The sequence below is a fragment of the Variovorax paradoxus genome (assembly GCF_030815975.1).
Taxonomy (GTDB): Bacteria; Pseudomonadota; Gammaproteobacteria; order Burkholderiales; family Burkholderiaceae_C; genus Variovorax; species Variovorax paradoxus_N.
In genome coordinates this window covers 285,463-306,637 of sequence record NZ_JAUSXL010000001.1, presented here as the reverse complement: position 1 = coordinate 306,637, position 21,175 = coordinate 285,463, and the positions used below count along the sequence as shown (strand labels likewise).

The following is a 21,175-nucleotide window of genomic DNA, read 5'->3' as shown; positions in this document are numbered from 1 at the left end:
CCCGCGGGGCTCACAGCCGGTCGACGGGAATCTTCAGGTAGGCAGTGCCATTGGCGTCGGGCGGCGGCATGCGGCCCGCGCGCATGTTGACCTGCACCGCCGGCAGCATCAGTGCCGGCAGCGCCAGGGTGGCGTCACGCGCCTGGCGGCGCGCAACGAAGTCGGCCTCGGGCATGCCGTCGCGCACGTGGATGTTGCCCGTGCGCTGGTCCGCGACCGTGGTGATGCAGGTGGCCTTTCGCCCCGCGGGCGGGTAGTCATGGCAGAGGTAGAGCAGGGTCTGCGGCGGCAGCGCGAGCAGGCGCCGGGTCGAACGGAACAGGGTGGGCGCGTCGCCGCCCGGGAAGTCGCAGCGCGCCGTGCCCAGGTCGGGCATGAACAGTGTGTCACCGACGAACACCGCGTCCGGGCCGCCCGCCGGATCGGCGATGCGGTAGGCCGCGTCCGCCGGCGTGTGGCCTGGCACATGCAGCGCCTGCGCCTGCAGCCGGCCGATGGCGAAGGCCTCGCCATCGGCGAACAGCCGGTTGAACTGCGAGCCGTCCACGGCCATGTCGCCGGCATTGAAGACGCCGCGGAATTCACGCTGCACGTGGGTGATGCCCGCACCGATCGCCAGCGTGCCGCCGAAGCGCTGCTGCAGCCAGGGCGCGCCGGACAGGTGATCCGCATGCGCATGCGTCTCCAGCAGCCATTGCACCCGCAGCCCCTGCGCCTCGATGTGCGCGGCCACCGCCTCGGCCGGACGCGCATCGGTGCGGCCGGAATGCGCGTCGAAGCCCAGCACCGGGTCGATGACCGCGCAGGTGCCTTCGCCGTCGTCGACCACGTGGGAGAACGTGGCGGTGGCGGCGTCGAAGAAGGAACGGATGGAAAGGCTCATTTGGCAAATTCCTCGCAAGTCGAGTCATTTTATATAATGACACCAATTTCATTCAATAAAACCAGAAGACTGCAGTGGTCGCACCTTCCGTCTCCACCGACTTGCCCGAATCCACGCTGGTGGCGCATCTGTTCCATCAGGCAGCCCAGTCATTGACGTCCGCCACGCGCGCACGTCTCGCGCAGGCGCTGCTGGACTGGTTCACGGCCGGCTGGTCGGCGCAAGACATGCCCGCGGCCGCCACGCTGCGCGGCCTGGGACAGGCGCTGATGCCCGGCGCGGGCAAGGCGGCGCTGTTCGGCGGCAAGCCCGAAGGCGCCACGTCGCTGGCTGCCGGCTTCGTCAACGCCGGCATTGCGCATCTTCGCGAGATCGACGACGCGCACCGCGCGGCGATGCTGCATCCGGGCGTGGTCGCCATCACGCCGGTGCTCGCGCTGGCGTCTTCGCTCGGGCTGACGCGCGAACGCGCCGCACGCGCCATCGTGGCGGGCTATGAGGTTTCGCTGCGTTTGGGCGAAGCCCTGGGCGCGCGCCATGCGGGCCTGTTCCACGCCACTGCCACGGCCGGTGCCGTGGGCGCAGCCGCCGCGGCCGGCATGGCGATGGGGCTCGACGCACCGCGGCTGCACCATGCGCTGGGCATCGCCGCGACGCAGGCGGCCGGCCTCTGGCAGCTGGTCGACGACGATGCGCACGAATCCAAGTCGCTGCATCCCGCGTTCGCGGTGCGCAACGGCATGACGGCAGCCTTTGCCGCACGGGCCGGCCTGCCGGGCGCGCGCGCCTTCTTCACCGGCCGGCGCGGCATGTACGCCGCGCTGGCGGGCGAGGGGCCGTTGGCAGCCGTCGCTGAAGGACTCGATGCACCCGAGCGGCTGCACACCACCACCATCAAGGCCTGGCCGGCGTGCGCGATGCTGTTCACGCCGCTCGACGCGACGCGCGCATTGATCGAGGAACATCGCATCAGCGCTGCCGACGTGCAGGCGATGGAGATCGAGATCTTTCCGCATGCGCTGAAGATCGCGGGCGTGCAGTGGCCTGCCAAGCCGGCCGAGGCCAGCTTCTGCCTGCGCTACCTGCTGGCAGTGCTGCTGGAGAAGGGCGCGCTCGGTATTGCAGACACAGAGGCACCCGACCTCGACAACCCCCGGCTGCACGCCCTGGCCGCGCGCATGCAGGTGCTGCCGAACGAGGAGTTCCAGCGCGCGTTTCCGCAGCGCCGCCCGAGCCGTGTGACGGTCGGGCTGCGCGATGGACGGCAGCTCACGGCCTACCGCGATCTGCGCCGCGGCGATCCTGAAGACCCCTACACCTGGGTCGGCCTGCAGCAGCGCATGCGCACCTTCGTGCCCGCCATGGGCGATGCGCAGGCCGCCGCACTGGTGACGTGGTGCGAGGGGTTCACCGACGCGGCGCAGGACGCTTTGCCCTGTGTGCCTGCCGACGCGCTTTTCGGCGCAGCCTAAATGGTCGTGGCCTTCCAGTCCCGAGGTAGAACATTTCCGTTTTCAGCCGTCCGAAGAATCCTTCACATGCGGCGTTGTCAGGTGAGCATCCCTTGCGGGACATCGATCGGATGAGCTTCGCTTCGAGTCATTGCCGCCTCCGCCGCAGGCGCTCAAAGCGAGCACAAGCAACAATGCACCGGCACATGACGCGGCCGCAGCAGCACGGCGCTCCGTCTTTTCTGGAATGAATGAAGTCTTGGATGTCCTTGAAGTTGATGGGTCTCGATCAGCTCGTCAGATCCTTGTGGTGGCCGATGAACCAGTCGAGGTCCATGGCCAGCCTGTTGTCGTTGGGGGGCAGGTAGTGATCGGTGCGTTGCCAGAAGCGAAAGCCTTGCTGCGCCCAGGTCGCAGGCAGACGCGGCGCATTGCGTTGCGACCAGTCGGCGATCCATAGCGGATAGCGCGCGAAACGCTCGTCATCGAGCCATTTCGTTCCGATGTCCCAGTTGGTATAGATCATAGGAACGCGACCTCCCTGCCGCTCCAGCGCTTGCAGCGCGCGCAGCAGATCGGCCTGCACCTTCTCCTTCGGTGGCGGCGCACCGAGTGGGAAGCTTTCAGCTTCGAAATCGAGCGCGGGGGCGATGTCCCCTTGGTCGGACGCGCCGCCCAGCATGCGAAGGTAGAACTGCGCTTGCTGGTCGGCGTCGATATCGACGCGGTAGAAGTGGTAGCTGCCCCGCACCAAACCGTTGCTGCGAACCGCGGTCCAGTGGCGATCGAAGGCGGCATCGGCGGTCAGGCCATCGCTGGCGCGAACGAAGACGAAGCTGATGCCCGCCAGCGATCCTTTCAGCTGGTCCACCCAATTCCCGTTCCATTTGGACACATCCAGGCCGTACAGAGGGCCCGCAGGTGCCGATGCGGGCGTGACCGTGGAGGTGGGGGCAGGCGTGGGCGCGGCGGCAGCCGGCGTCGGTGCGCTGACGGAAGCCGCCGATCCATGCGTGACAGGCAAATCTTGTTGCATGGACACAGGCGCCGTGCGCACTGCGGCGACAGGCGTGGGGCCAGGCCCGGCCGTGCGTTCGCCAGGATGGACTGCGCCACCCAGCTGGATTCCCGCAATGGCGGCGCACACCAACAGGGTCAGCCAGGTCATCACATTCAGACGAAGCATGGTCCGCGCAACGGCGGCGATGGTGCGAGACCCGCCGCCTGGCGCTTTGGCATGCACTGCTTCCACCGGGGCGCAAACAGGGGCAGGTTGCGGTGCTGGACGCACGAGTGCCAGCAGTTCTTCCAGCGCGAGAGACGCATGCAGCGTCCCGCGCGCCCATTCGCGGGCCAGCGTGAAAGCATCGCCTTCAAGGCGCAGCCCCTCATACGCAACTTGGCCGTGGGCACTGAGCACCTGGTGCGGCTCGCAGCTGTAGTCGCCTTGCGCGTTGAGCACGACGCGCGAGCGCTCGGGGCGCACGGCGTCGAAGGCCTCGCCGACCACCAGCAGGGGTGGCGGCACGTCGCCCTCGTCGTGTTCGACCGCGACATAGCCTTCGCGTCGCAGCCACGCCAGCAGGAGCAGCAGCGCCATCAGCGAACGCCGCTCGTCCCGGGCCGCATCGGCTGTGGCCAGATGTGCGGGCCGCACGTAGCAATAGCCGAAGTGGCCGCGTGGCTGAAGGATCAATGCACGTCCGGCAGCGCGGCTGAAATGCAGGCGTGCCAGAAAGGCCGGGGCCGAGATGGGTCCGATGCGTGCCACCAGCACCAGGCACTCCAGCCAAGCGATTTCCTGCGGGTCGAAGCGACGCATGGTGTGTCTCCTGTTGCCGGGCTCCGAGTCACTCGAGGGAACGCGCAGCGCCTGGCCGATGGAGCATCAAGCCGTGGACGCTGGCGTTCCTGCCGGGCTCAGGACAGCACGACGTGGAAATTGAACATGAAGGCGTTCCAGTTGATCAACGTGACGTTGACCTGGTTCGGATGCATCGGGTCCGGCCCGCGGAAGCCGTAGGACAGTTGCCGGTAGGGCCGCCGGGATGCATGCGGCACCAGACCTGCAGGTTGCCTGCCTGGTTCGCCGGCAGCGTGAAGTTTCCGGTGGGGTCCGTTCCGCAGTTGAAGAGCGCCTGGCCGGCCTGGATGCAGCAGGTGACCGGTACGACGCCGTTGTTGGTAGTGGTGACGTTGATGGTGCCCAATGGGGCGGGCTCTGGTCGTACGCGGCGAATGCGGCGTTGATGCAGTCCTGCATGGAGGCGAGGGTGATTTGGGGCATGGCTTGCTTTCGAATGGGTGGTGGAAAGAAAAGGTGGGCGGCTGTCGGCCCACCCGAGGAGCCGCGTGCGCACTCCGGGAATCGCTGCGCTTCACGCGGAAAACTGAAGCGGGTGCTCCTGTGCGGTCGTCTGGTTGCGCCTCACGGGCAGGTGGCCCTGCCGGTGGCTCCCACTCAGAGCGCGCAGCTCTGCGTGCTGTTGGGCCCCGCACCCGGCGGCGCGTCGATGGGACTCGGGCTCGCGCCCAGCAAGTGGTAGTGCTTGCTGCCGAAGTTCCAGTGCGCCCCGTCCCACCAGAGGAAGTTGGTGATCACGCGCTGGTTCATCGGCATCGCCGGCGGCGGCAGTGCGAACGGGTAGTTGTTGGGGTTGTAGTTGCGGACGATGGGCGCTGCGGCCCAGGCGGCCGGTACCGGCCCCGGCTGCACGGCGTCGACATAGGCCGCAAAGTGAATGACGTAGTTGCCCGCGTGCAGCGCCGCCAGGCTGCGGTGCGAGGGGTCGTGCAACACGCGCCAGTGGCCGGCCGCCAAGGCTGGTGCGGCCGGGTCGACGGCGCTGGCCACGAAGAGGGCGCACCCGTTCATGCCGGTGGTGAACAGCAGGTGCGCGTCGGCCGGGCCGGGCGCGATAGGGATGTCCACATAGGGCAACGCGTTCAACGCCACGCCGCCAATGCCGGCATGGCAGTAGTACGCGTCGAGCGTGGCGAGCGGCGCCAGGGGCGGCTGCGGCACCACGCCACCCGCGGGCACGGCGGCCGGCTGCATGCGCAGCCGCGGCAGGCTGCCAGGCGCCGGCGCCACACCGGGTGCGCCGGTGCTCAGGGTGAAGCGCGAGCGCTGGTTGTTCACCGGCGGGAAGGCCCCGCCCGGCATGTTCTGCCCGATCTGGTCCAACACGATCGGTGACCCGGCGATGAAGGTCAGGGGGTTGGCGAGGAAGGTCGCCGCATTGTCGATGGCCATGGCATTCTCCTGGTTGATGGGGCCGCTCAGGGCACGGAGCCCGTGACGTTCCAGATGGTGCCGCTGTCGAGGCTCTGGTTCAGCGCCGAGATGGCGGCGGCGGCCCCGCCCCTCTGGTTGGCGGCGTCGCCCATCGCCTGGATCGACCCGGCGACGAGTGCGCACGCGGCCGTGCTGTTGCCGATCTGCACCTGCAGGTTCGCGACGCCCGCGGCGTTGTGTCCCTGCATGTCGAGGCGGGCCCCGCCCACTGTATGGAGCGTGCCCGGCCCGCGTCCCAGGTCCGCGAACACGAGTTGGGCGATCACGTTCTGGCAGGCGTTTCGCTGGGCGGCATTGGGAACGATGATGCCGGCGATGGGGTTGCCGCTGTTGGCTTTGACGATGGGCATGATTTGTCCTTTCTGGTCGACTGATGAAATGGGGAGATAGGCGCTCAGGCTGTCGCCGCCTCGGGCGCCGGCGCGGGCGCGGCGCCAGACGCAGCCGGCGTCGAGTCGTCGCCGGCAATCGAGAGGTAGCGGCCGGGGAAGTACTTGGCCACCCACATCTGCGCGAGCTGCACCCGTGTGATGGGCTTGGTGTAGTACATGATCGGCACGCCGATGTTGCCGGCCAGGGCCTTGTTCACGTAGTCCTCGAAGGCGACCATCATCGAGTTGGTGTCGATGATGTTGTTCTGCGAGTTGTCGATGTCGTTCAAGGCCGACAGTGCAGCGGTCACCTTGGAGTTCTGCATCGCCACGAACTGGCCACCGGTCCGGGCCGCGTTGGCCGCGGAATCGACCGAGTCCTGGTCCGCGGACGTGGCGTTCTGAAGCTTGGCCAGCGCAGCCATGCTGCTGGCGCCGTCGCTGTCGACGAAACCCTTGACGCTCATCTGCACCTGGTTGGACTTGATCGAAGGGATGGAGCCCATCGCGTACAACGTGCAATGCGAGGTGATGTTCTGCGCGCTCAGCAGATTCTTCGCATCGTTCGAGAAGCTGTTCTCCACGCCGAAACCGCCCTGCTCGTCGGCAAACCAACCGCCGATCTTGAACGAGGTCTGCAGCTTGCTGGCCACCGAGTACATGTCTTCGCTGGAGTCGGTGGTGGTGGTGTTGAGCACGTGCACCATGCCGATGAAGCAGGAGCCATAGATGGCACCCGAGAGCAAGGTGAGGCATTTGTCCTGGTCTTTTTCCACCTGCTTGGCGATGGTGGCCAGCGACGAGGCGGTGGAGGTGTCGATGAAGAGATCCGGGTGGCAGACATTCCAGACCCGGATGGCCTTGTCGACGTCGATGATGAAGGGGGCCAGTACCTGCGCGTTCTTGTGGGTGCAGGTCGCGCTGATCACCAGCGTGCCGGCGATGTCATGGCGTTGGTGTTGGCTGTTGGTCTGGCTTTGTGCGGCCGTGCTTGCAGCGCCGGAGATGGAGTCGCCGAGCCACGATGTTTCATCGCTGACGAAGGAGGCCACGGTCGCGGCATGGGTCTGGCTGCTCTGCGCATTCTTGTCGAAGGCGAAGTACTGGACGTTCATCTTCATCGAGTCGGCCGAAATAGGCAGCGACTTGATCTGCGTGCGGTTGTAGTCGATCGGGCTCTCGGGCCCTGAGCTCACAGTCTTGATCTTGCGTTTGAGCGGCAGGATGTCCTGCTCGGACTGGATCTTGGCCTTGCTGTATTCCACCGCGGCGGCCGTGATCTGCTTGTTGACCTCGCCGCGCTGCTTGGCCATGTCGGAGGTATCCACGTCCATGTCCATCAACTCCTGGATGGTCATGTCGAAGCTGCGGCGCAGGGTGATCAGGTCATTGAGGTGATCCTCGGCGTCGTCCGCCGGGCTTTGCTTGGCCGCGATCTGCGAAAGCAGATCGAGTCGCTCCTGCGTCACGAGGTTGCCGAGTGCGAGGGTCGGGTCGTAGGGAATGGTGGAAGGCATGGCGTTCTCCTGTTCGAGGGTTGATCGAGCACTGCGCTCGGTGGTTGGGAATCGGTGGGCTGTTCGTGAAGTCATCGTAGGAACGGAGTGCTCTAAACGGTTTAAAGTGTTGCTAAACGTTCCTAAAGGGTTCGCACCTGCATTCCCGAGTGCGGCGGTGCTCGTGACGAAACCCATTCGATCGATCGGGCAGGGAGTTGTCTTTTTTCGTTGTCAGCCAGGTCGCCTCGCCAGGGGCACCAAGGGGCGACCGCACCAGGAGCTTTCAATGGCCGCCTTGCGTCACATCTGCATTTCCGATCTGCACCTGGGTGCCAGCTACAGCCTGCTCACCGGGATCGACGGTGCGGGTCATGTGGCACCGGGAGCGCGTTGCGAAACCCTGGTGGCGCTGATGGATGCGCTGGCTTCCACGCTGGTGCCGCTGTGCGACGACGAGCCTCCGACGCTGGTGTTGCTCGGCGATGTGCTCGACATGGGCCTGTCGCCGATGAACACGGTGTCGCAGGCGTTCCGCATGTTCCTGCGCGAACTGGCGCGACTGCGCAGCCAGGGACTGCGCCTGTCGCCGCGAATACGGGTGGTGCCGGGCAATCACGACCATCACCTGTGGCGCATGGCGCAGGATCAGAGCTTCGTGAGCCGTGCGCGATCCGGCGCGGTGGATGCCGACATGCCGCAGATGACGACGCTGATGGATGTGCCTGGTCGCTCCTGGCCGAGCTGCGAGTTGCTGGCCGCGCTGGCGGGGACCGAGCCGGGGCTGGGCGACCTCAGTTTCGAGTTGGCCTATCCGAACTTCGGGTTGGTCGATGCGGCGCGCCGTCGTGCGGTGGTGCTGCACCATGGCCACTATGTGGACCCGATGTACCGCGCGATGTCGATCCTGGTCGAGCACCAGACGCCGCGGCCGCCCCATGCACCGCCGCGGCCGTTGACCGTGGAGCAGATCGAGGCCCGCAACGGCGCGTGGGTGGATTTCCTCTGGTCCGACCTCGGCAACGCCGGCGCCGTGGGACCGGAGTCCGAGAAGCTCTATGAAATCATGCGCGACGCGGGCGCATCACAGCGCTGGTCGCAGCATCTCGCACGATGGATCACCGAGCGCCTCGGCGAGACCCTGGACGTTGCCGCCGTGATGCCCTTGATCCAGGGCGTCACCGTGCAGCAGGCCGTCAGCGGGGTGGTGGACGCCACGCTGGTCCGTGGCGCCGAAGCCCAGCGCGGAGACTACCGACGCCTGGTCACGCCCGACGACGCCGCTCATCTGCGGTGGTACCTCGGGGGAGCGGTGACGACGCAGTTGAAGAGCGAGGGCATCGATCCGCAGGACATTGACCTGCGCTTCGTCTACGGCCACACGCACAAGCCCTTCGAGGACGAGCTGCCCGTGCCCGGGTTGGCGCGTCCGGTGAAGGTCTACAACACGGGCGGCTGGGTGATGGATCAACCCACGATGACGAGCCCGCAGGGCGCGGCCATCGTGCTGATCGATGGCGATCTCAACCTCGCGTCGCTGCGGCTGTTCAATGATCCGGTGCATGGTGCCAGCCCTGCCGTTCACGCTGCCGGCACGGGGACCCCCAGTGACCGTGACAACCCCTTGGTGCTTGCGCTCGATCAGGCCCTGGCGCATCACGCCGGCGATTGGGAGCACTTCACCCGTTGCGTGGTGGCCGCTGCACAGCGCCACGCGCGTGAATTGCTGGACGAGTTCTTCGACCCGTCGGCGGGCGGTGGTGATATCGGCCCGTCGCGACACCACGCTCGACCCCCGATGGCGGTGAACGGAGGCTGCGCATGAACGGTTACCAGACCATCTCGCGTCCGCTCGCCGAGATCGGCGACAGCTATGACGTGGTCGTCGTGGGCTCCGGCTATGGGGGCGCCATTGCGGCGTCTCGAATGGCGCGTGCGGGCCGGACCGTCTGCGTCCTGGAGCGTGGACGCGAGATTGCGCCCGGGGAGTACCCCAACGACCTGCACAGCGCACAGGCCGATCTGCAGGTGGATGGCCAGCGCGGCAGGCTGGGGCCGCGCGATGGCCTGTTCGATCTGCGCATGAACGACGACATGCTGGCGATGGTGGGCTGCGGACTGGGGGGCACCTCGCTCATCAATGCCAATGTCGCGCTGGAAATGGACCCGCGGCTGTTCGACGACCCGGCATGGCCCGCGCCGTTCCGCACCGAACCTGGCGTGCTGGAGCCCTATGCGCAGCGCGTGCGCTCCGTGCTCGATGTGCAACCCTACCCCGAAAAGGCACCCGTTCTCAACAAGATGCGGGCCTTGCAACATTCAGCGCGTGCGCTGCGGCGTCCGTTCCGCCGTGCGCCTCTCGCGGTCAATTTCAAGGATCAGCTGAATCCCTTCGGGGTGACACAGCCGGCGTGCAACAACTGTGGCGACTGCACCAGCGGCTGCAACGTCGGCGCGAAGAACACGACCTTGATGAACTACCTGCCCGACGCGTGCCGTCACGGCGCGCAGGTGTTCACCGGCGCGCTCATCACGCACCTGGAGCGAGAGGGCACGCGCTGGCGTGTGCATTTCGAGGCGATCCCCCTGCGCACGGCACGCGCGGGACTGCCATCCGAGCCTGCCTCGGCTGGCAGCGTCCTGGCCGACATCGTGATGCTGGGAGCGGGGGCGCTGGGTTCGACGGAGATCCTGTTGCGATCCAAGGCGCGTGGGCTTGCGTTGTCGGATCGCGTCGGCCGCTCTTTCTCGGGCAACGGCGACGTGCTCGCGCTCGGGTACGACAACTTCTGGCGCACCGGCGAACCCGGTCCGAATGGCGAATGCCAACCCGTCCCGGTCTACGGCATCGGCGCGGGCAGCAACAAGCTGCAGCCCGAGCAAATGCCCGGCCCATGCATCACCGGCGTGATCGATGCGCGCCGCGAAAAGAATCCGCGCGAGGGCCTGGTGATCGAGGAAGGGGTGATTCCCGGTGCGCTGGCGTCGCTGATGCCGCCCTTGCTTTTCGCGGCCAGCGCCATGGTCGGGGGCGAGACGCAATACGGCGCCAGCGAGGCCGCCACGCGTCTCGAAAGTGCGCAGGCACTGGGCGACGTGGTGCAGAACCATCCCGCCTCCCTCACCGAGCAATCCTACATCGGCCCGGTCGCCCGCACGCAGACCTACCTGGTGATGAGCGTGGACGACGCCGGTGGCGAGCTCAAGCTGGTCGACGACCGTCTTCGCATTCACTGGCCGGATGCCGGCATGAGTTCCACCATCGCCAACGACCATCGTTGGCTGGCCGAGGCCAACGAAGCGGTGAAGGGTGTGTTCCTGCCCAACCCGCTGTGGAGCGATGCCCTGGGCCACAAGCTCATCACGGTTCACCCGCTGGGTGGCTGTGGAATGGCGGACGATGCGGAGCGCGGTGTGACCAATGCGGACGGGCAGGTCTATGCCGGCACCAGTGGCAGCGATGTGCACGAGGGGCTTTATGTTTGCGACGGCTCCTTGCTGCCCGCGGCCGCGGGTGTGAACCCGCTGCTGACCATCGGCGCGCTGGCGGAACGCTGCTGCCAGCGCCTGTGCGACTCGCGCGGCTGGACGCTGGATCTCACGCTGCCCGCTGCCCGGCCACTGCCTTACACGACGGATGAAACGGCGGCGCCGGAGAGCGTCACATCCCTGCAGGTGCAACTGGAGGAGGGCGCCGAGTATCTGCTGAAGACAGCGTTGCAGCACTTGAAAGAAGGTGCGATCGACGCGGCGCGCAAGCTGTTGTCGAACTTGATCTCCGAGCACCCGGAATACCTCAGTCCGAGCTTTCAGTTCACCGAGCGCATGCAGGGGTTCGTGAGCCTGGAATGCGAAGGCGGCTTGGGCGAGGGCCTGCCGCCCAGGCTGGTCAGCCGCTACGAGCTGTCGGCCGCCTGGGGGCGCGCTGCCGGCCACGCGCTGGACTTCGAGTTCACCATTCGCACCGAGGACCTCTACCGCATGATCAGCGATTCTTCGCACGAGGCGCAGATCACCGGACAAGTGACGTGCATGGCGCTGAGCCCCACGCCCATGCAGGTGCAAAGCGGCCATTTCCGACTGCTGCCTCCTGCGCCGGAAACGGTGGAGACCTGGACCATGCGCTACGAGATGGCGCTTGTGCGGCCGGACGCGACCCCGCTGCGCTTTGCAGGTTCCAAATGGCTGCACCAGCAGCCCGGATCCTCGCCGTGGACCGACCTCACCACGCTCTTCGTGGACATCGATGAAGCGGGCCCCACGCCGCGCCGGATCGCGCAGGGCATTCTTTCGCTGGGCCTGGAGGATCTCATCTGGCAAGCCAACACGCTCTCGACAAGCCCGCCGCACGATCTCGATGGATACCTCGAGAATCTGCTTCCGGAAGCCAGATCGGCCATCGATCGCGCCTACCTGGCCAAGTTCGCCGGATTCTTCGGCCGCACCGTGTTTCGCGCTTACGGCGGGTTGTTGTCGGACCTGGCGGCGGCCACGAAAGCGTCGACATCGCCCGCACCCCCGATCTCTTCGCGACGTATCCCTAGGCTTCCGGTCGCGCAGGTGTTTCCGCTGGACCTGGCCCATGGCGTGGTGCTTCGGCTCACCCGCTACCGGGCGGGTGCCAAGGGGCCGGTGATCCTTGCTGCTGGCGTGGCGATGCGGGCCTCATCCTGGACGGCCACGACGACATCGGAAAGTCTGGCCGAAGCGCTGTGTGCCCGGGGCTACGACGTCTGGCTTTTCGACTACCGTGGCAGCCCCGATGCCGTGGGCTCGCAACAAAGCTTCTGCATCGACGACATCGCCCGCACCGACTGGCCGGCAGCGGTGGACTTCGTGCGCCGTGCGACCCGTGCGGACACGGTGCAGGTGGTGGGGCATTGCGTGGGTTCGATGAGCGTTCTGATGGCGCTGCTGGACGGACTGCAGGGCGTGCGCTCGGTGGTTTCTTCGCAAGTCACGCTGCACCCGTTGACCTATTGGCTCAACCAGGCCAAGACCGACATCGGCCTGGCGCGCTTGCTGGAGCACGGTCGGCAGCTTGGCGGCCTCTTCTCCCCGGTGCCGGGCACGACGCAGGCAGACCGCGAGGTGGATGTCATGGCCTGGAGTGTGCCGGTGCCGCGGGGGCAGACCTGCAAGAGCCCGGTGTGCAAACGGATCAATGCGTTCTTCGGACCGGTGGTCCTGCATGAACATCTGAATGAGGGAACGCATTTCGCCATGGGCGAGATGTTCGGCCCCATCTCCCTGTCCGTCTTCGACCAGCTCGCGCTGATCATGCAGCGCGGACGCGTGGTCGACGCGCAGGGCGGTGACACCTATCTCACGGCCGACAAGGCGCACCGCATGGCCCTGCCCATCAGCTTCATGTCCGGTGGGTTGAATACCCTGTTCAACCCCGAATCGTCGCTTCGCACCGAGGCCTGGCTTGCGCAGCACAACGGGCCGCGGTGGTACCGGCGCCGTGTGATGGAGCGCTACGGCCACCTGGACAATTTCGTCGGGCGCCACGCCGCGCGCGATGTCTACCCTTGGGTGTTGGCGGAGCTGGAGCGAGGAGACGCGTCGCCTTGACGTGCCCGGGCGAGCAACAGGCGCAGCGCGTTGCCGGCATCGCCTGCGACTTGCTCGCCGTGTGCCAGCGATGCAATGGCGGCCTCATCCAGTCGCGCGCCGTCGGCATACCAGGAAGCCAGCTCGGTCTGGGTGTGAAATTCAAGCACGCGGTCGCGGACGGCCGAAGCCACTTTGTGTTCCAGCCATGGCGTTGCTTCGCCGCGGTGCTTGCGGCCCGCGATATCGGCACCCTGCAGCATGGCGGCGTCACGCAGGCGCCCCTGTCCCGCCGCGAGGTAAGCCAGGGTGCCGGCGAACTGGCGTGCGCCAGTGGCGCGACGCATGAGCGGCAAGGCTTCTCGCAGGCGCTCCGTCGCGCGGTCCACTGCCTCGCGCTCCACGTCCAGGCGGATCAGGTACGAATGCGCGAAGGCCTCCGAGGCCGCCATCCTGAACTTGGCGCGTGCCTCGCGTGAATCCAGGAATGCGAGCAGGCAGCGCTCGGCGTCCTCGAGCCGTCCTGCCAGATGAAAGGCGACGCCGCGGTTGGTGAGCAGGTAGGCCTCCGTGCGCGAGTCGCCTGCCGCCTGCGCGAGCGGTATGGCACGTTCGATGCACGCCAACGCCGCGGCCGCATTGCCCTGACCCAGATGGACGACCGCCGATGGAAACAGCCAGCGCGCACGCATGGCACCGAGCGCAGGAAACTGAACGAACAAGGGCTCGCACGCATCAAGGTGCTGCTGCGCCTTGGCATATTGCCCGGCGACCGCGCTGATGAAAGCCGTCAGGCAATGCACCGCGACGAGTTGGTCGAACTGGCTGTGCTGCTTGAATACGGCGCCGGCCGAGTTCAGCAGCGCCATGCGCTCGTCGTAGGGCAATGCATATAGCCCGACGACGGCCAGGCCGAACTCGAAGTTGGCGCGTGCGGTCTCGGGCGTGGCCGGACCGAGCAGCGAGCGCCCGGCCTGGAACCACTGGAGGCATTCGCTGAAGCGGCCGAGCTGGTACATCAGCGGTGCTGCCATTGCCAACAGGCCGAGCGCCAGCGACGGGTCGCCATCCGGTCCGCTGGTCCATTCGATGGCTGCACGCAGGTTGTCCACTTCGGGGGCGAAGGTCATCGTCCACTCGTCTTGCGTGATGCGCTCGGCCCCCCGCAGCGAGAGGTGGCTTCGAAGGGCCCGTAGCAGGCCATTCGCGTGCCGGGTGCGCATCGCGGCCAGCTGGTCGTCCTCGGAGAGCTTCTCCAGGGCATAGGCACGCGCGCTTTCAAGCAGACGGAAGCGCGGTCGTGCATCGCCTTCGACGACCACGAGCGAGCGGTCGACCAGCGCCCCCAGCGCATCGAGCCAGGCGCCGGCGTCCGTCCCCGCCGGCTGCTCGGCAACCTGTTCAGCCAACTCGAGGCCAAAGCCACCCACCATCACGCCCAGTCTCCGGAAGGTACTTTGTTCGCTTTCGGAGAGCAGCGCATAGCTCCAGTCGAGCGTCGCGCGCAGCGTTCGGTGGCGCGCGTCGCGGTGGCGTTGCGCGCTGGTCAGAAGGCGAAAGCGACTCGCAAGCTGGCGATGCACTCCGGCCACCCCCAACAGAGCCACGCGACCGGCCGCCAATTCGAGGGCCAGAGGCAAGCCGTCCAGTTCGCGGCAGATCTTGATGGCGGTGGCGACATTGCTGTCGTCGATGTCGAAGCGGGAGTTGCCGGCGCGCACGCGATCGCGAAACATGGCAATAGCGCCGGCTCCGCAGGCTTCATCAGCGCGTGTTCCGCTGGCCGGGACCTGAAGTGCACCGACTCGCAGCACGTGCTCGACGTCCAGTCGCAGCGGCTCCTGGCTGGTGGCGAGCACGTGCACACCGCGCGTGCCGCTCAGCAAGGCCTTCGCGAAAATGGCGGCCTCGTCGATCACATGCTCGCAGTTGTCCAGTACCAGGCAAACCGACTGGTCGCGCAGGCGCTCGGACAACTCCTCGATGGCCGGGCGCGTGCCTGCCAACTGGATGCCCAGCACTTGGGCGGCTTGGCTGGCCAGGTCGGCCGGCGGGCGCAAGCCCACGAGCTCGATAAGCCAAACGCCGTCGGCGAATGAAGCCGACAGCGTGTGGGCGGTCGCGACCGCCAATCGGGTCTTGCCAATACCACCAGGACCCACGACGGTAGTGAGCCGATGCTCCGTGGCGACTTGGATCAGCTCAGCCAGTTCCCGGTCGCGGCCCAGCAGCGGCGCGCGAACGTTCGCGATCGCGGCGGAACCGCGCCATGCGGATGGTGGCTTCGGCATAGGTGGGACTGTTGCGTCCGGCGTGACGACGGGTGCGGGACGGGCGGCGTCGGGCACCGCCACACGATCCACCTGCGCGCTGAGGCGATAGCCCCGCCCGGGGATAGTCGCAATCAATTTGGCGCCGAGCACTTTGCGCAGCGCGCTGACCTGAACGGACAAGTTGTTTTCTTCGACCACCAACCCGGGCCAGACGCGATCAAGCAACTCCTGCTTTGTCAGCAGTTGATCGCGGTGCTGGATAAGTACCAGCAGCAGGTCGAAGGCGCGGGTGCCGAGAGCGACCTCCTCACCGTCAAGGAATACGGTACGTTCGGTAGGGCGCACCTCGGCGAGACCGATTCGATAAATCTCTTGCATGTGAGGGTCCGCTGAGAGTTGAATCCGTGCGCAGTCCTGACAAGGGCTCCGCGCAGAACGCGGATGACGTTCGCGGCGAATCAAGATTGGAACGAATCTTAAGGGAACCTCTCGGCAACCGTGCATTTCCCGCACGATCCAGACGGACGTAGAAAAGATCGCCTCGGGAGTACCAGTCTTTTAGACGAGTGCGAAGTTTTTTTGAACGTGGCATAGCAACGCCGAAGCACTACAGGCATTTCAAACCGCGGCAAAAATTCGGACATGCCTCAGTCTTTTCGAGCTTGGGTCACATTCAGGTGGGATGCTGACAAAAACTTGGACTACCAGGAGGTAGTTCATGTATTCATACGAGGACAGGATTCGAGCGGTCGAGCTGTATCAAGCTCGGCAAACGCATCAGGGCGACCATCCGTCAGCTGTGTTCCCCAACCAAGAATGCCCTGAAAGGCTGGTACCGCGAATACGAGCAGCGGCTCGATGTGCATGAGTGGTTGGCGAGGCGCCTGCCGAAGGGGCCTCGGCTGCAATGACGATCCTTGTCGGACAGAGAGATATCTTTGCATCTTGGGGCGCTTCTTTTTGAAGCGCTTTTTTTTGATCAAAGAGGACCATGGTTCGCCGGTGTCGAAGGCGGTCGATTAACCGCTCGCGAATGCTGAATTGACGCCTCACACGGCCTTGTCGATGCTGATCGCCGAGGAACTTGAAATCTCGCTCGCTCGCGTCAGGCTTGCGCATGCGCCGCCCGATGCTTCCCGCTATGGCAACCCTCGCGCCGGCGGTGCGCAGATCACGGGGGGCTCCAACTCGGTTCAGGGTGCCTGGGAGCCGCTTCGAACGGCAGGCGCCATGGTGCGGGTCATGCTCATCGAGGCGGCGGCACAGGAATGGCGCGTCGCGGCAGCCGAGTGCCGCGCGCAGGACGGCGTCGTGATTCACGCATCCAGCGGTCGGCACCTCAGCTACGGGCAACTGAGCCAGCGAGCGGCCGGCTTGCCGTTGCCCAAGCAGGTTGCGCTCAAGGCACCCGAAGCGTTCAAGCTCATCGGGCGTCCGCTCAAGCGCCTCGATGCGGCCGAGAAGGTCGATGGCCGTGCGCCAGGTGGTTCGCATCGACAACACCGTGGCGGTGCTCGGCGACCACTCCTGGGCGGCGAAGCAGGGGCTCGCCGTGTTGAAGATCGTCTGGGACGACGGGCCGGCGGCGAGCATATCGACGGCCGGCATCCGCAAGAAGCTGGAGGATGCTAAACCGCGAGCTCGTGAACGACAGCGTGCAGCAGCTTTATCACAGGATCACCGGCTGACGCGGCTCGGTAGACAAGCGCGACCGGCACTCGAGAAGGCGTCATCTCGACGCGAAGAACCGCGATCTGCCCCAAGCGCTGTTCTGCCGTGGCCATGGCCCGTGGCACTGCGGCCAGCCCCGCCCCGGCTGCCACCAGTTGCACGTTGGTGGCTGGGTTGTTCGAGACGATGCACGGTGCCGGTACTGCGACACCCGCCCGCAGGAACTGGCTCTCAAGCGCCTGGCGGCTCAGCAGCGCCGGCTCCGGCATGATCCATTGGCCATCCACAAGCGCATCCCATCCGACGTTTCTTTTTCTTGCCAAGGGATGCGTGGGCGGGGCGATCACCACATACTCGTGCTCTGCACAACGTTTGTAGACCAGGCGCGTGGCTCGCTTGGCGGCAAACGCTGCTTGATTGAACGAGGTCAACAAGGCATCGAGTTCTCCCTGCAACAGGGCCTCGAACAACTGCGGTACGGCCTGCTCGCGCAGCCGAACGACAACGCGTTCACTGCGAGCCTGCAGCAATGCCAGCACAGCGGGCAGTGCGCCGCCGGCCGCCACGGCGGGTGGTGCGCCGAGATGCAACACCGCAACGGGTTCTTCGCTCGAGGCGTGTGCCGCCTCGCTGAGATGCCCGAGCGCCGCCAGCAGCGTTGCCGCGCCCTGCACGATCACCTCGCCGCGTGTCGTGGGCGCCAAGCCGCGAGCGCCGCGCCGGAACAACGGAAACCCGAAGGCCTCCTCGACCTCCTTGAGCGTCTTGCTCAACGCGGGCTGAGACAGATGCAGCGTGGCGGCGGCCTTGCTCAGGGTGCCGCAGCGATGCAGTTCCACCAGCAGCCGCAGATGCCGGAAGCGCAGGCGTGACACAAGGCTGTCGAGCTCGTCCTGCATGGCAAGGCATTCCATTAAGTTATAACTAATTGAAAATATATCACTGTTCTCATAAGTGCCATGCGACCTATGCTGTGTCAACGGCGCTCTCGCGCCAACAACGGAGACAGGTCTGATGAGACGATGTTTTGCCGCGCTGCTTGCCACCTTCCTGGCGCTGCCAACGATGAGCGCAACCGCAGCCGATTTCCCGATGGGCGGCAAAGCAATCCGCCTCATCGTCGGTCTTGCCCCAGGTGGGCCGACAGACCAGCAGGCGCGCTTCCTGGCCGAGCAGCTGCGCAAGGAACTGGGTACCACGGTGGTCGTTGAGAACCGCCCTGGCGCCAGCATGAACATGGCCACCGCAGAAGTCGCCCGCGCCGCGGCGGACGGCTACACCCTGCTCTACAGCCCCTTGAGTCCCTTCGCCCAGAATCCGCACTCGTTCGCCAAGCTGCCATTCGATCCCTTCAAGGACTTCACGCCGCTGTCGCTTGCCAGCGTCGGTCCGCTCGTGCTCGTCGCCCACAAGTCGGTGCCGGCGGAGAACCTTGAGGAACTCGTGGCTTATGCCCGGGCCAACCCCGGCAAGCTGAACTACGCCTCGTTCGGCAAGGGCAGTTCATCGCACCTCTTCGGCCAATGGATGGCCAGGCACTACGGCCTCGACATGGTGCACATTCCCTACAAAGGTGCCGGTGACGTGCAGAAGGATCTGGTCGGCGGGCGCGTGCAGATCATGTTCGCCGCAGCGGGCGGTGCCTTGCAGTTCGTACGCACCGGCAACGTCAGGATGATCGGCATCGCGGCGCCGCAGCGCTCGCGGCTGCTGCCTGGCGTGCCGACACTGGTGGAGCAAGGTGGCACGGGCCTGGACATCGACGGCTGGGTCGGCGTCTTTGCGCCAGCGAACCTGCCGCCACCCATTACGGCACGCCTGAACGCGGCGCTTGTGAAGGTGCTGGCGACGCCCGAACTGAAGCGTGAGTTCGAGAAGGGTGGGTACGAGGCGGCCTCCTCGACGCCCTCGGAATTTGCGGCGATGGTCCGTGAAGCGTACGAACGCTGGGGAAAGATCGCCGCATCCTTGGGTGTGCAGAAGGAGTGATTCGCATGGATGAAGAGATCGATGCGCTGACCCGCACCCTGGCGGCTGACATGGTTCGACATGCCGCCTTCGGAGACAAGATCTCCGGGGGCCCCGGCGACGCGGCGGCCACGCAGTGGATCGCGGGCCGCCTCGCCGAGCTGGGCTATGGCGTTGATCATCAGGACATCGATGTGCCTTTCTTCGATCCGATCGATTGCCGCCTGATCGCGGGCGAGGCCGCGGCGCCGGTGTACTGGCAGTCGCCCGTCACTGCAACCGGGATGCAAGGCCTGCGCGCACCGTTGGCGGTGGTGCGCGCGCCGTATGAGGCGATGGATGCGGCCGGCCGTATTGCGCTGCTGGTCTTGCCGCATGCGCGCCATGCCTCGGTCGATTCACCTCTCGTTGCGCCCCTGATTGCGGCTGCGTCGGCAGCGGGCGCCGTCGCTCTGGTCATCGTGCCGGTCGGCCCTACCGGCGAGGTGGTGGCATTGAATGCCGGTATCGGGGCACCCGTCGCACCGGTGCCCGTCGCGGTTCTCGCGCCGGCGCTTGCCGAACCATTCCTGCGCGCAGCGCGCGGCGGATTGCCCGCCACGCTGTTTCTGCATGGCCAGACGAGCGTGCGGCAGACCTCGAATCTGCAAGCCACGCTGCGGCGCGGCCCGCGATGGCTGTGCCTGTCCACGCCACGCACCGGCTGGTTCGGCTGCGTTGCCGAACGCGGTACGGGAACGGCGGCATTTCTGGCGATGGCGGCGTGGGCCGTCGAGCGCCTTCCGGACCTCTCCCTGTTCCTGCTGAATACAGGGGCGCACGAGTACCGGTTTGCCGGCGCGCACCGCGCGCTGGCACAAGCCCCCGCGCCTGCCGACACCTTGGCATGGGTTCATCTGGGCGCCGCGCTCGCGGTGCGCGACCGGCTCGAATTCCGCGGCGAGCTCTTCGACCTTCCTTCGGCCGACGCGAACCGCATGACGATGGCGACCGAATCGCTGCAAGACGCCGCGCGGGCGGCGTTTCGCGGCCTTCCCGGGCTGGAGCGCATCACGACACCAATGTCTGGCGTCAGCGAGCTTGGCGCGATCGTGGAACGCGGCTACGGCCGCGCGCTGGCGGTACTGGGCATACCGCGAGCCTTTCACACGCGCGCAGACGATCTTGGCGAGGTCGATGCCCGTCTGCTGGCACCGGTCGTCCGCGCGCACATCGAGGTGGTGGAAGCCGTCCATCGCCAGGCCAGCCCGACTTTGGGGGGGGTCGCATGATGCGCGCGCAGCGCTGCCTGTCGCAGCCGCTGATACATGCGGGACTCGACGCCTCGCTCGGCAACAACATCAATGGCCCGTCGCTGATTCGGGTGCCCGATTGGCTGCCCAACCCGCTCGGGCGCTACTACCTGTATTTCGCGCACCACCAGGGCCGGCACATCCGGCTCGCCTATGCCAATGATCTGCTGGGCCCGTGGACCATCCATGCACCGGGCGTATTGCCGGTTGCAGATTCGCGTTGCTCCGATCACGTGGCCTCGCCCGACGTGCATGTGGATCACGCTGCGCGAAAGATACGCATGTACTTTCACGGCGTGGCATTCCCTGCAGGCCAGACGGACGGCCACGAAGCCCAGTTCGGGGAAGCAGCGCGCTGGATCGGCAACCAACGCAGCAAGCTGGCCATTTCAGATGACGGCCTGCACTTTTCGGCGCAACCACAGGTGCTGGGAGCTTCCTACTTCCGCGTGTTCGAGTGGCAAGGGCGCCAGCATGCGCTGGCAATGCCCGGGGCGTTCTATCGCATGGACGAACACGGCGGCTTCGAGCTTGGCCCGGTGCCATTCGAGCCCAGCTTTCGGCATTGCGCGGTACGTGTGGCCGGCCCGCTGCTGCACGTCTATTTCACGCGAGTGGGCGACACGCCGGAACGCATCCTTCACACCACCGTCGATCTCAGACCCCACTGGGCCAGCTGGAGACACGGGGATGTCACCACGCTGTTGCAGCCTGAACTGGCCTGGGAGGGCGCTGCAATGCCTGAGGCGCCATCGCGCCGCGGCCCTATCTTTGAGCTGGTGCAGCAGTTGCGCGATCCTGCGGTGTTCGTCGACGAGGGCAAGGAATATTTGTTGTATGCCGCGGGCGGCGAGCAGGCCATCGGTTTGGCTCAGTTGGTATGCACGGGCTCACCCTTTTGAACCAAGGCCGTTAT

The 21,175-nt window shown here is 66.2% G+C and carries 15 protein-coding genes and 1 pseudogene; 8 read left to right on the top strand and 8 right to left on the bottom strand.

What is annotated here, in order from left to right; all coding sequences use genetic code 11:
* Positions 1–10: 10 nt before the first annotated feature.
* Positions 11–883, bottom strand: a complete 873-nt coding sequence (locus QFZ47_RS01460) for an MBL fold metallo-hydrolase (protein WP_307653926.1) — start codon at positions 881–883, stop codon at positions 11–13.
* A gap of 74 nt (positions 884–957) precedes the next feature.
* On the opposite strand from QFZ47_RS01460, the gene QFZ47_RS01455 reads away from it, so the two are divergent.
* Positions 958–2,355, top strand: a complete 1,398-nt coding sequence (locus QFZ47_RS01455) for an MmgE/PrpD family protein (protein WP_307653925.1) — start codon at positions 958–960, stop codon at positions 2,353–2,355.
* A gap of 268 nt (positions 2,356–2,623) precedes the next feature.
* On the opposite strand, the gene QFZ47_RS01450 is transcribed toward QFZ47_RS01455, so the two are convergent.
* The 5 genes from QFZ47_RS01450 to QFZ47_RS01430 form a co-directional block, all read right to left on the bottom strand.
* The gene (locus QFZ47_RS01450) at positions 2,624–4,156 is read right to left on the bottom strand and encodes a glycoside hydrolase family 25 protein (protein ID WP_307653924.1); all 1,533 of its coding nucleotides are present in this window, start codon (positions 4,154–4,156) and stop codon (positions 2,624–2,626) included.
* Positions 4,157–4,254: 98 nt separating this feature from the next.
* Positions 4,255–4,395, bottom strand: a complete 141-nt coding sequence (locus QFZ47_RS01445) for a hypothetical protein (RefSeq protein WP_307653923.1) — start codon at positions 4,393–4,395, stop codon at positions 4,255–4,257.
* A gap of 400 nt (positions 4,396–4,795) precedes the next feature.
* Positions 4,796–5,590: a hypothetical protein gene (locus QFZ47_RS01440; RefSeq protein ID WP_307653922.1), complete on the bottom strand. Its 795-nt coding sequence runs from the start codon at positions 5,588–5,590 to the stop codon at positions 4,796–4,798.
* A gap of 26 nt (positions 5,591–5,616) precedes the next feature.
* Positions 5,617–5,982, bottom strand: a complete 366-nt coding sequence (locus tag QFZ47_RS01435; RefSeq protein WP_307653921.1) for a hypothetical protein — start codon at positions 5,980–5,982, stop codon at positions 5,617–5,619.
* A 44-nt stretch (positions 5,983–6,026) separates the two neighbouring features.
* The gene (locus QFZ47_RS01430; protein ID WP_307653920.1) at positions 6,027–7,520 is read right to left on the bottom strand and encodes a hypothetical protein; all 1,494 of its coding nucleotides are present in this window, start codon (positions 7,518–7,520) and stop codon (positions 6,027–6,029) included.
* Positions 7,521–7,788: 268 nt separating this feature from the next.
* Between QFZ47_RS01430 and QFZ47_RS01425 the strand changes: the two genes are divergently transcribed.
* Both QFZ47_RS01425 and QFZ47_RS01420 read left to right on the top strand, forming a co-directional pair.
* On the top strand, positions 7,789–9,324 hold the full coding sequence (locus QFZ47_RS01425; RefSeq protein ID WP_307653919.1) for a metallophosphoesterase: 1,536 nt from the start codon (positions 7,789–7,791) through the stop codon (positions 9,322–9,324).
* On the top strand, positions 9,321–13,076 hold the full coding sequence (locus QFZ47_RS01420; RefSeq protein ID WP_307653918.1) for an alpha/beta fold hydrolase: 3,756 nt from the start codon (positions 9,321–9,323) through the stop codon (positions 13,074–13,076). Before QFZ47_RS01425 ends, QFZ47_RS01420 begins: the two co-directional genes overlap by 4 nt.
* Here the strand turns inward: QFZ47_RS01420 and QFZ47_RS01415 are convergent.
* Entirely contained in the window at positions 13,028–15,706 is a 2,679-nt protein-coding gene (locus QFZ47_RS01415; protein ID WP_307653917.1) for an ATP-binding protein, read from the bottom strand. The genes QFZ47_RS01420 and QFZ47_RS01415 overlap by 49 nt on opposite strands.
* A 340-nt stretch (positions 15,707–16,046) precedes the next feature.
* Here QFZ47_RS01415 and QFZ47_RS28840 point away from each other — a divergent pair.
* Positions 16,047–16,221 (top strand): annotated as a pseudogene (locus QFZ47_RS28840) (IS3 family transposase); the annotation flags it as partial.
* A gap of 172 nt (positions 16,222–16,393) precedes the next feature.
* Positions 16,394–16,960, top strand: a complete 567-nt coding sequence (locus QFZ47_RS01410) for a hypothetical protein (RefSeq protein WP_307653916.1) — start codon at positions 16,394–16,396, stop codon at positions 16,958–16,960.
* Here QFZ47_RS01410 and QFZ47_RS01405 read toward each other — a convergent pair.
* A complete protein-coding gene (locus QFZ47_RS01405) occupies positions 16,957–17,898 on the bottom strand; it encodes a LysR family transcriptional regulator (protein ID WP_307653915.1) in 942 nt (313 codons plus the stop codon). The two genes, QFZ47_RS01410 and QFZ47_RS01405, sit on opposite strands and share 4 nt — an antisense overlap.
* Before the next feature lie 115 nt (positions 17,899–18,013).
* Here QFZ47_RS01405 and QFZ47_RS01400 point away from each other — a divergent pair, with 115 nt between their 5' ends.
* From QFZ47_RS01400 to QFZ47_RS01390, 3 genes are read left to right on the top strand one after another with little or no spacing between them, the layout of a single operon-like run.
* Entirely contained in the window at positions 18,014–18,988 is a 975-nt protein-coding gene (locus tag QFZ47_RS01400) for a Bug family tripartite tricarboxylate transporter substrate binding protein (protein WP_307653914.1), read from the top strand.
* Between the two features lie 5 nt (positions 18,989–18,993).
* A complete protein-coding gene (locus tag QFZ47_RS01395; RefSeq protein ID WP_307653913.1) occupies positions 18,994–20,238 on the top strand; it encodes a hypothetical protein in 1,245 nt (414 codons plus the stop codon).
* Positions 20,235–21,161 (top strand): hypothetical protein, encoded by a 927-nt coding sequence (locus QFZ47_RS01390; protein ID WP_307653912.1) that lies wholly within the window; start codon positions 20,235–20,237, stop codon positions 21,159–21,161. Before QFZ47_RS01395 ends, QFZ47_RS01390 begins: the two co-directional genes overlap by 4 nt.
* Positions 21,162–21,175 lie beyond the last annotated feature (14 nt).

Excerpts from the sequence above, each read along its gene's own strand:
- QFZ47_RS01450 (WP_307653924.1), bottom strand. The coding sequence starts at position 4,156 with ATGCGTCGCTTCGACCCGCAGGAAATCGCTTGGCTGGAGTGCCTGGTG.
- QFZ47_RS01420 (WP_307653918.1), top strand. The coding sequence starts at position 9,321 with ATGAACGGTTACCAGACCATCTCGCGTCCGCTCGCCGAGATCGGCGAC.
- QFZ47_RS01425 (WP_307653919.1), top strand. The coding sequence starts at position 7,789 with ATGGCCGCCTTGCGTCACATCTGCATTTCCGATCTGCACCTGGGTGCC.
- QFZ47_RS01435 (WP_307653921.1), bottom strand. The coding sequence starts at position 5,982 with ATGCCCATCGTCAAAGCCAACAGCGGCAACCCCATCGCCGGCATCATC.
- QFZ47_RS01430 (WP_307653920.1), bottom strand. The coding sequence starts at position 7,520 with ATGCCTTCCACCATTCCCTACGACCCGACCCTCGCACTCGGCAACCTC.
- QFZ47_RS01390 (WP_307653912.1), top strand. The coding sequence starts at position 20,235 with ATGATGCGCGCGCAGCGCTGCCTGTCGCAGCCGCTGATACATGCGGGA.
- QFZ47_RS01395 (WP_307653913.1), top strand. The coding sequence starts at position 18,994 with ATGGATGAAGAGATCGATGCGCTGACCCGCACCCTGGCGGCTGACATG.
- QFZ47_RS01405 (WP_307653915.1), bottom strand. The coding sequence starts at position 17,898 with ATGCAGGACGAGCTCGACAGCCTTGTGTCACGCCTGCGCTTCCGGCAT.
- QFZ47_RS01400 (WP_307653914.1), top strand. The coding sequence starts at position 18,014 with ATGAGACGATGTTTTGCCGCGCTGCTTGCCACCTTCCTGGCGCTGCCA.
- QFZ47_RS01460 (WP_307653926.1), bottom strand. The coding sequence starts at position 883 with ATGAGCCTTTCCATCCGTTCCTTCTTCGACGCCGCCACCGCCACGTTC.
- QFZ47_RS01440 (WP_307653922.1), bottom strand. The coding sequence starts at position 5,590 with ATGGCCATCGACAATGCGGCGACCTTCCTCGCCAACCCCCTGACCTTC.
- QFZ47_RS01410 (WP_307653916.1), top strand. The coding sequence starts at position 16,394 with ATGCTGATCGCCGAGGAACTTGAAATCTCGCTCGCTCGCGTCAGGCTT.
- QFZ47_RS01415 (WP_307653917.1), bottom strand. The coding sequence starts at position 15,706 with ATGCAAGAGATTTATCGAATCGGTCTCGCCGAGGTGCGCCCTACCGAA.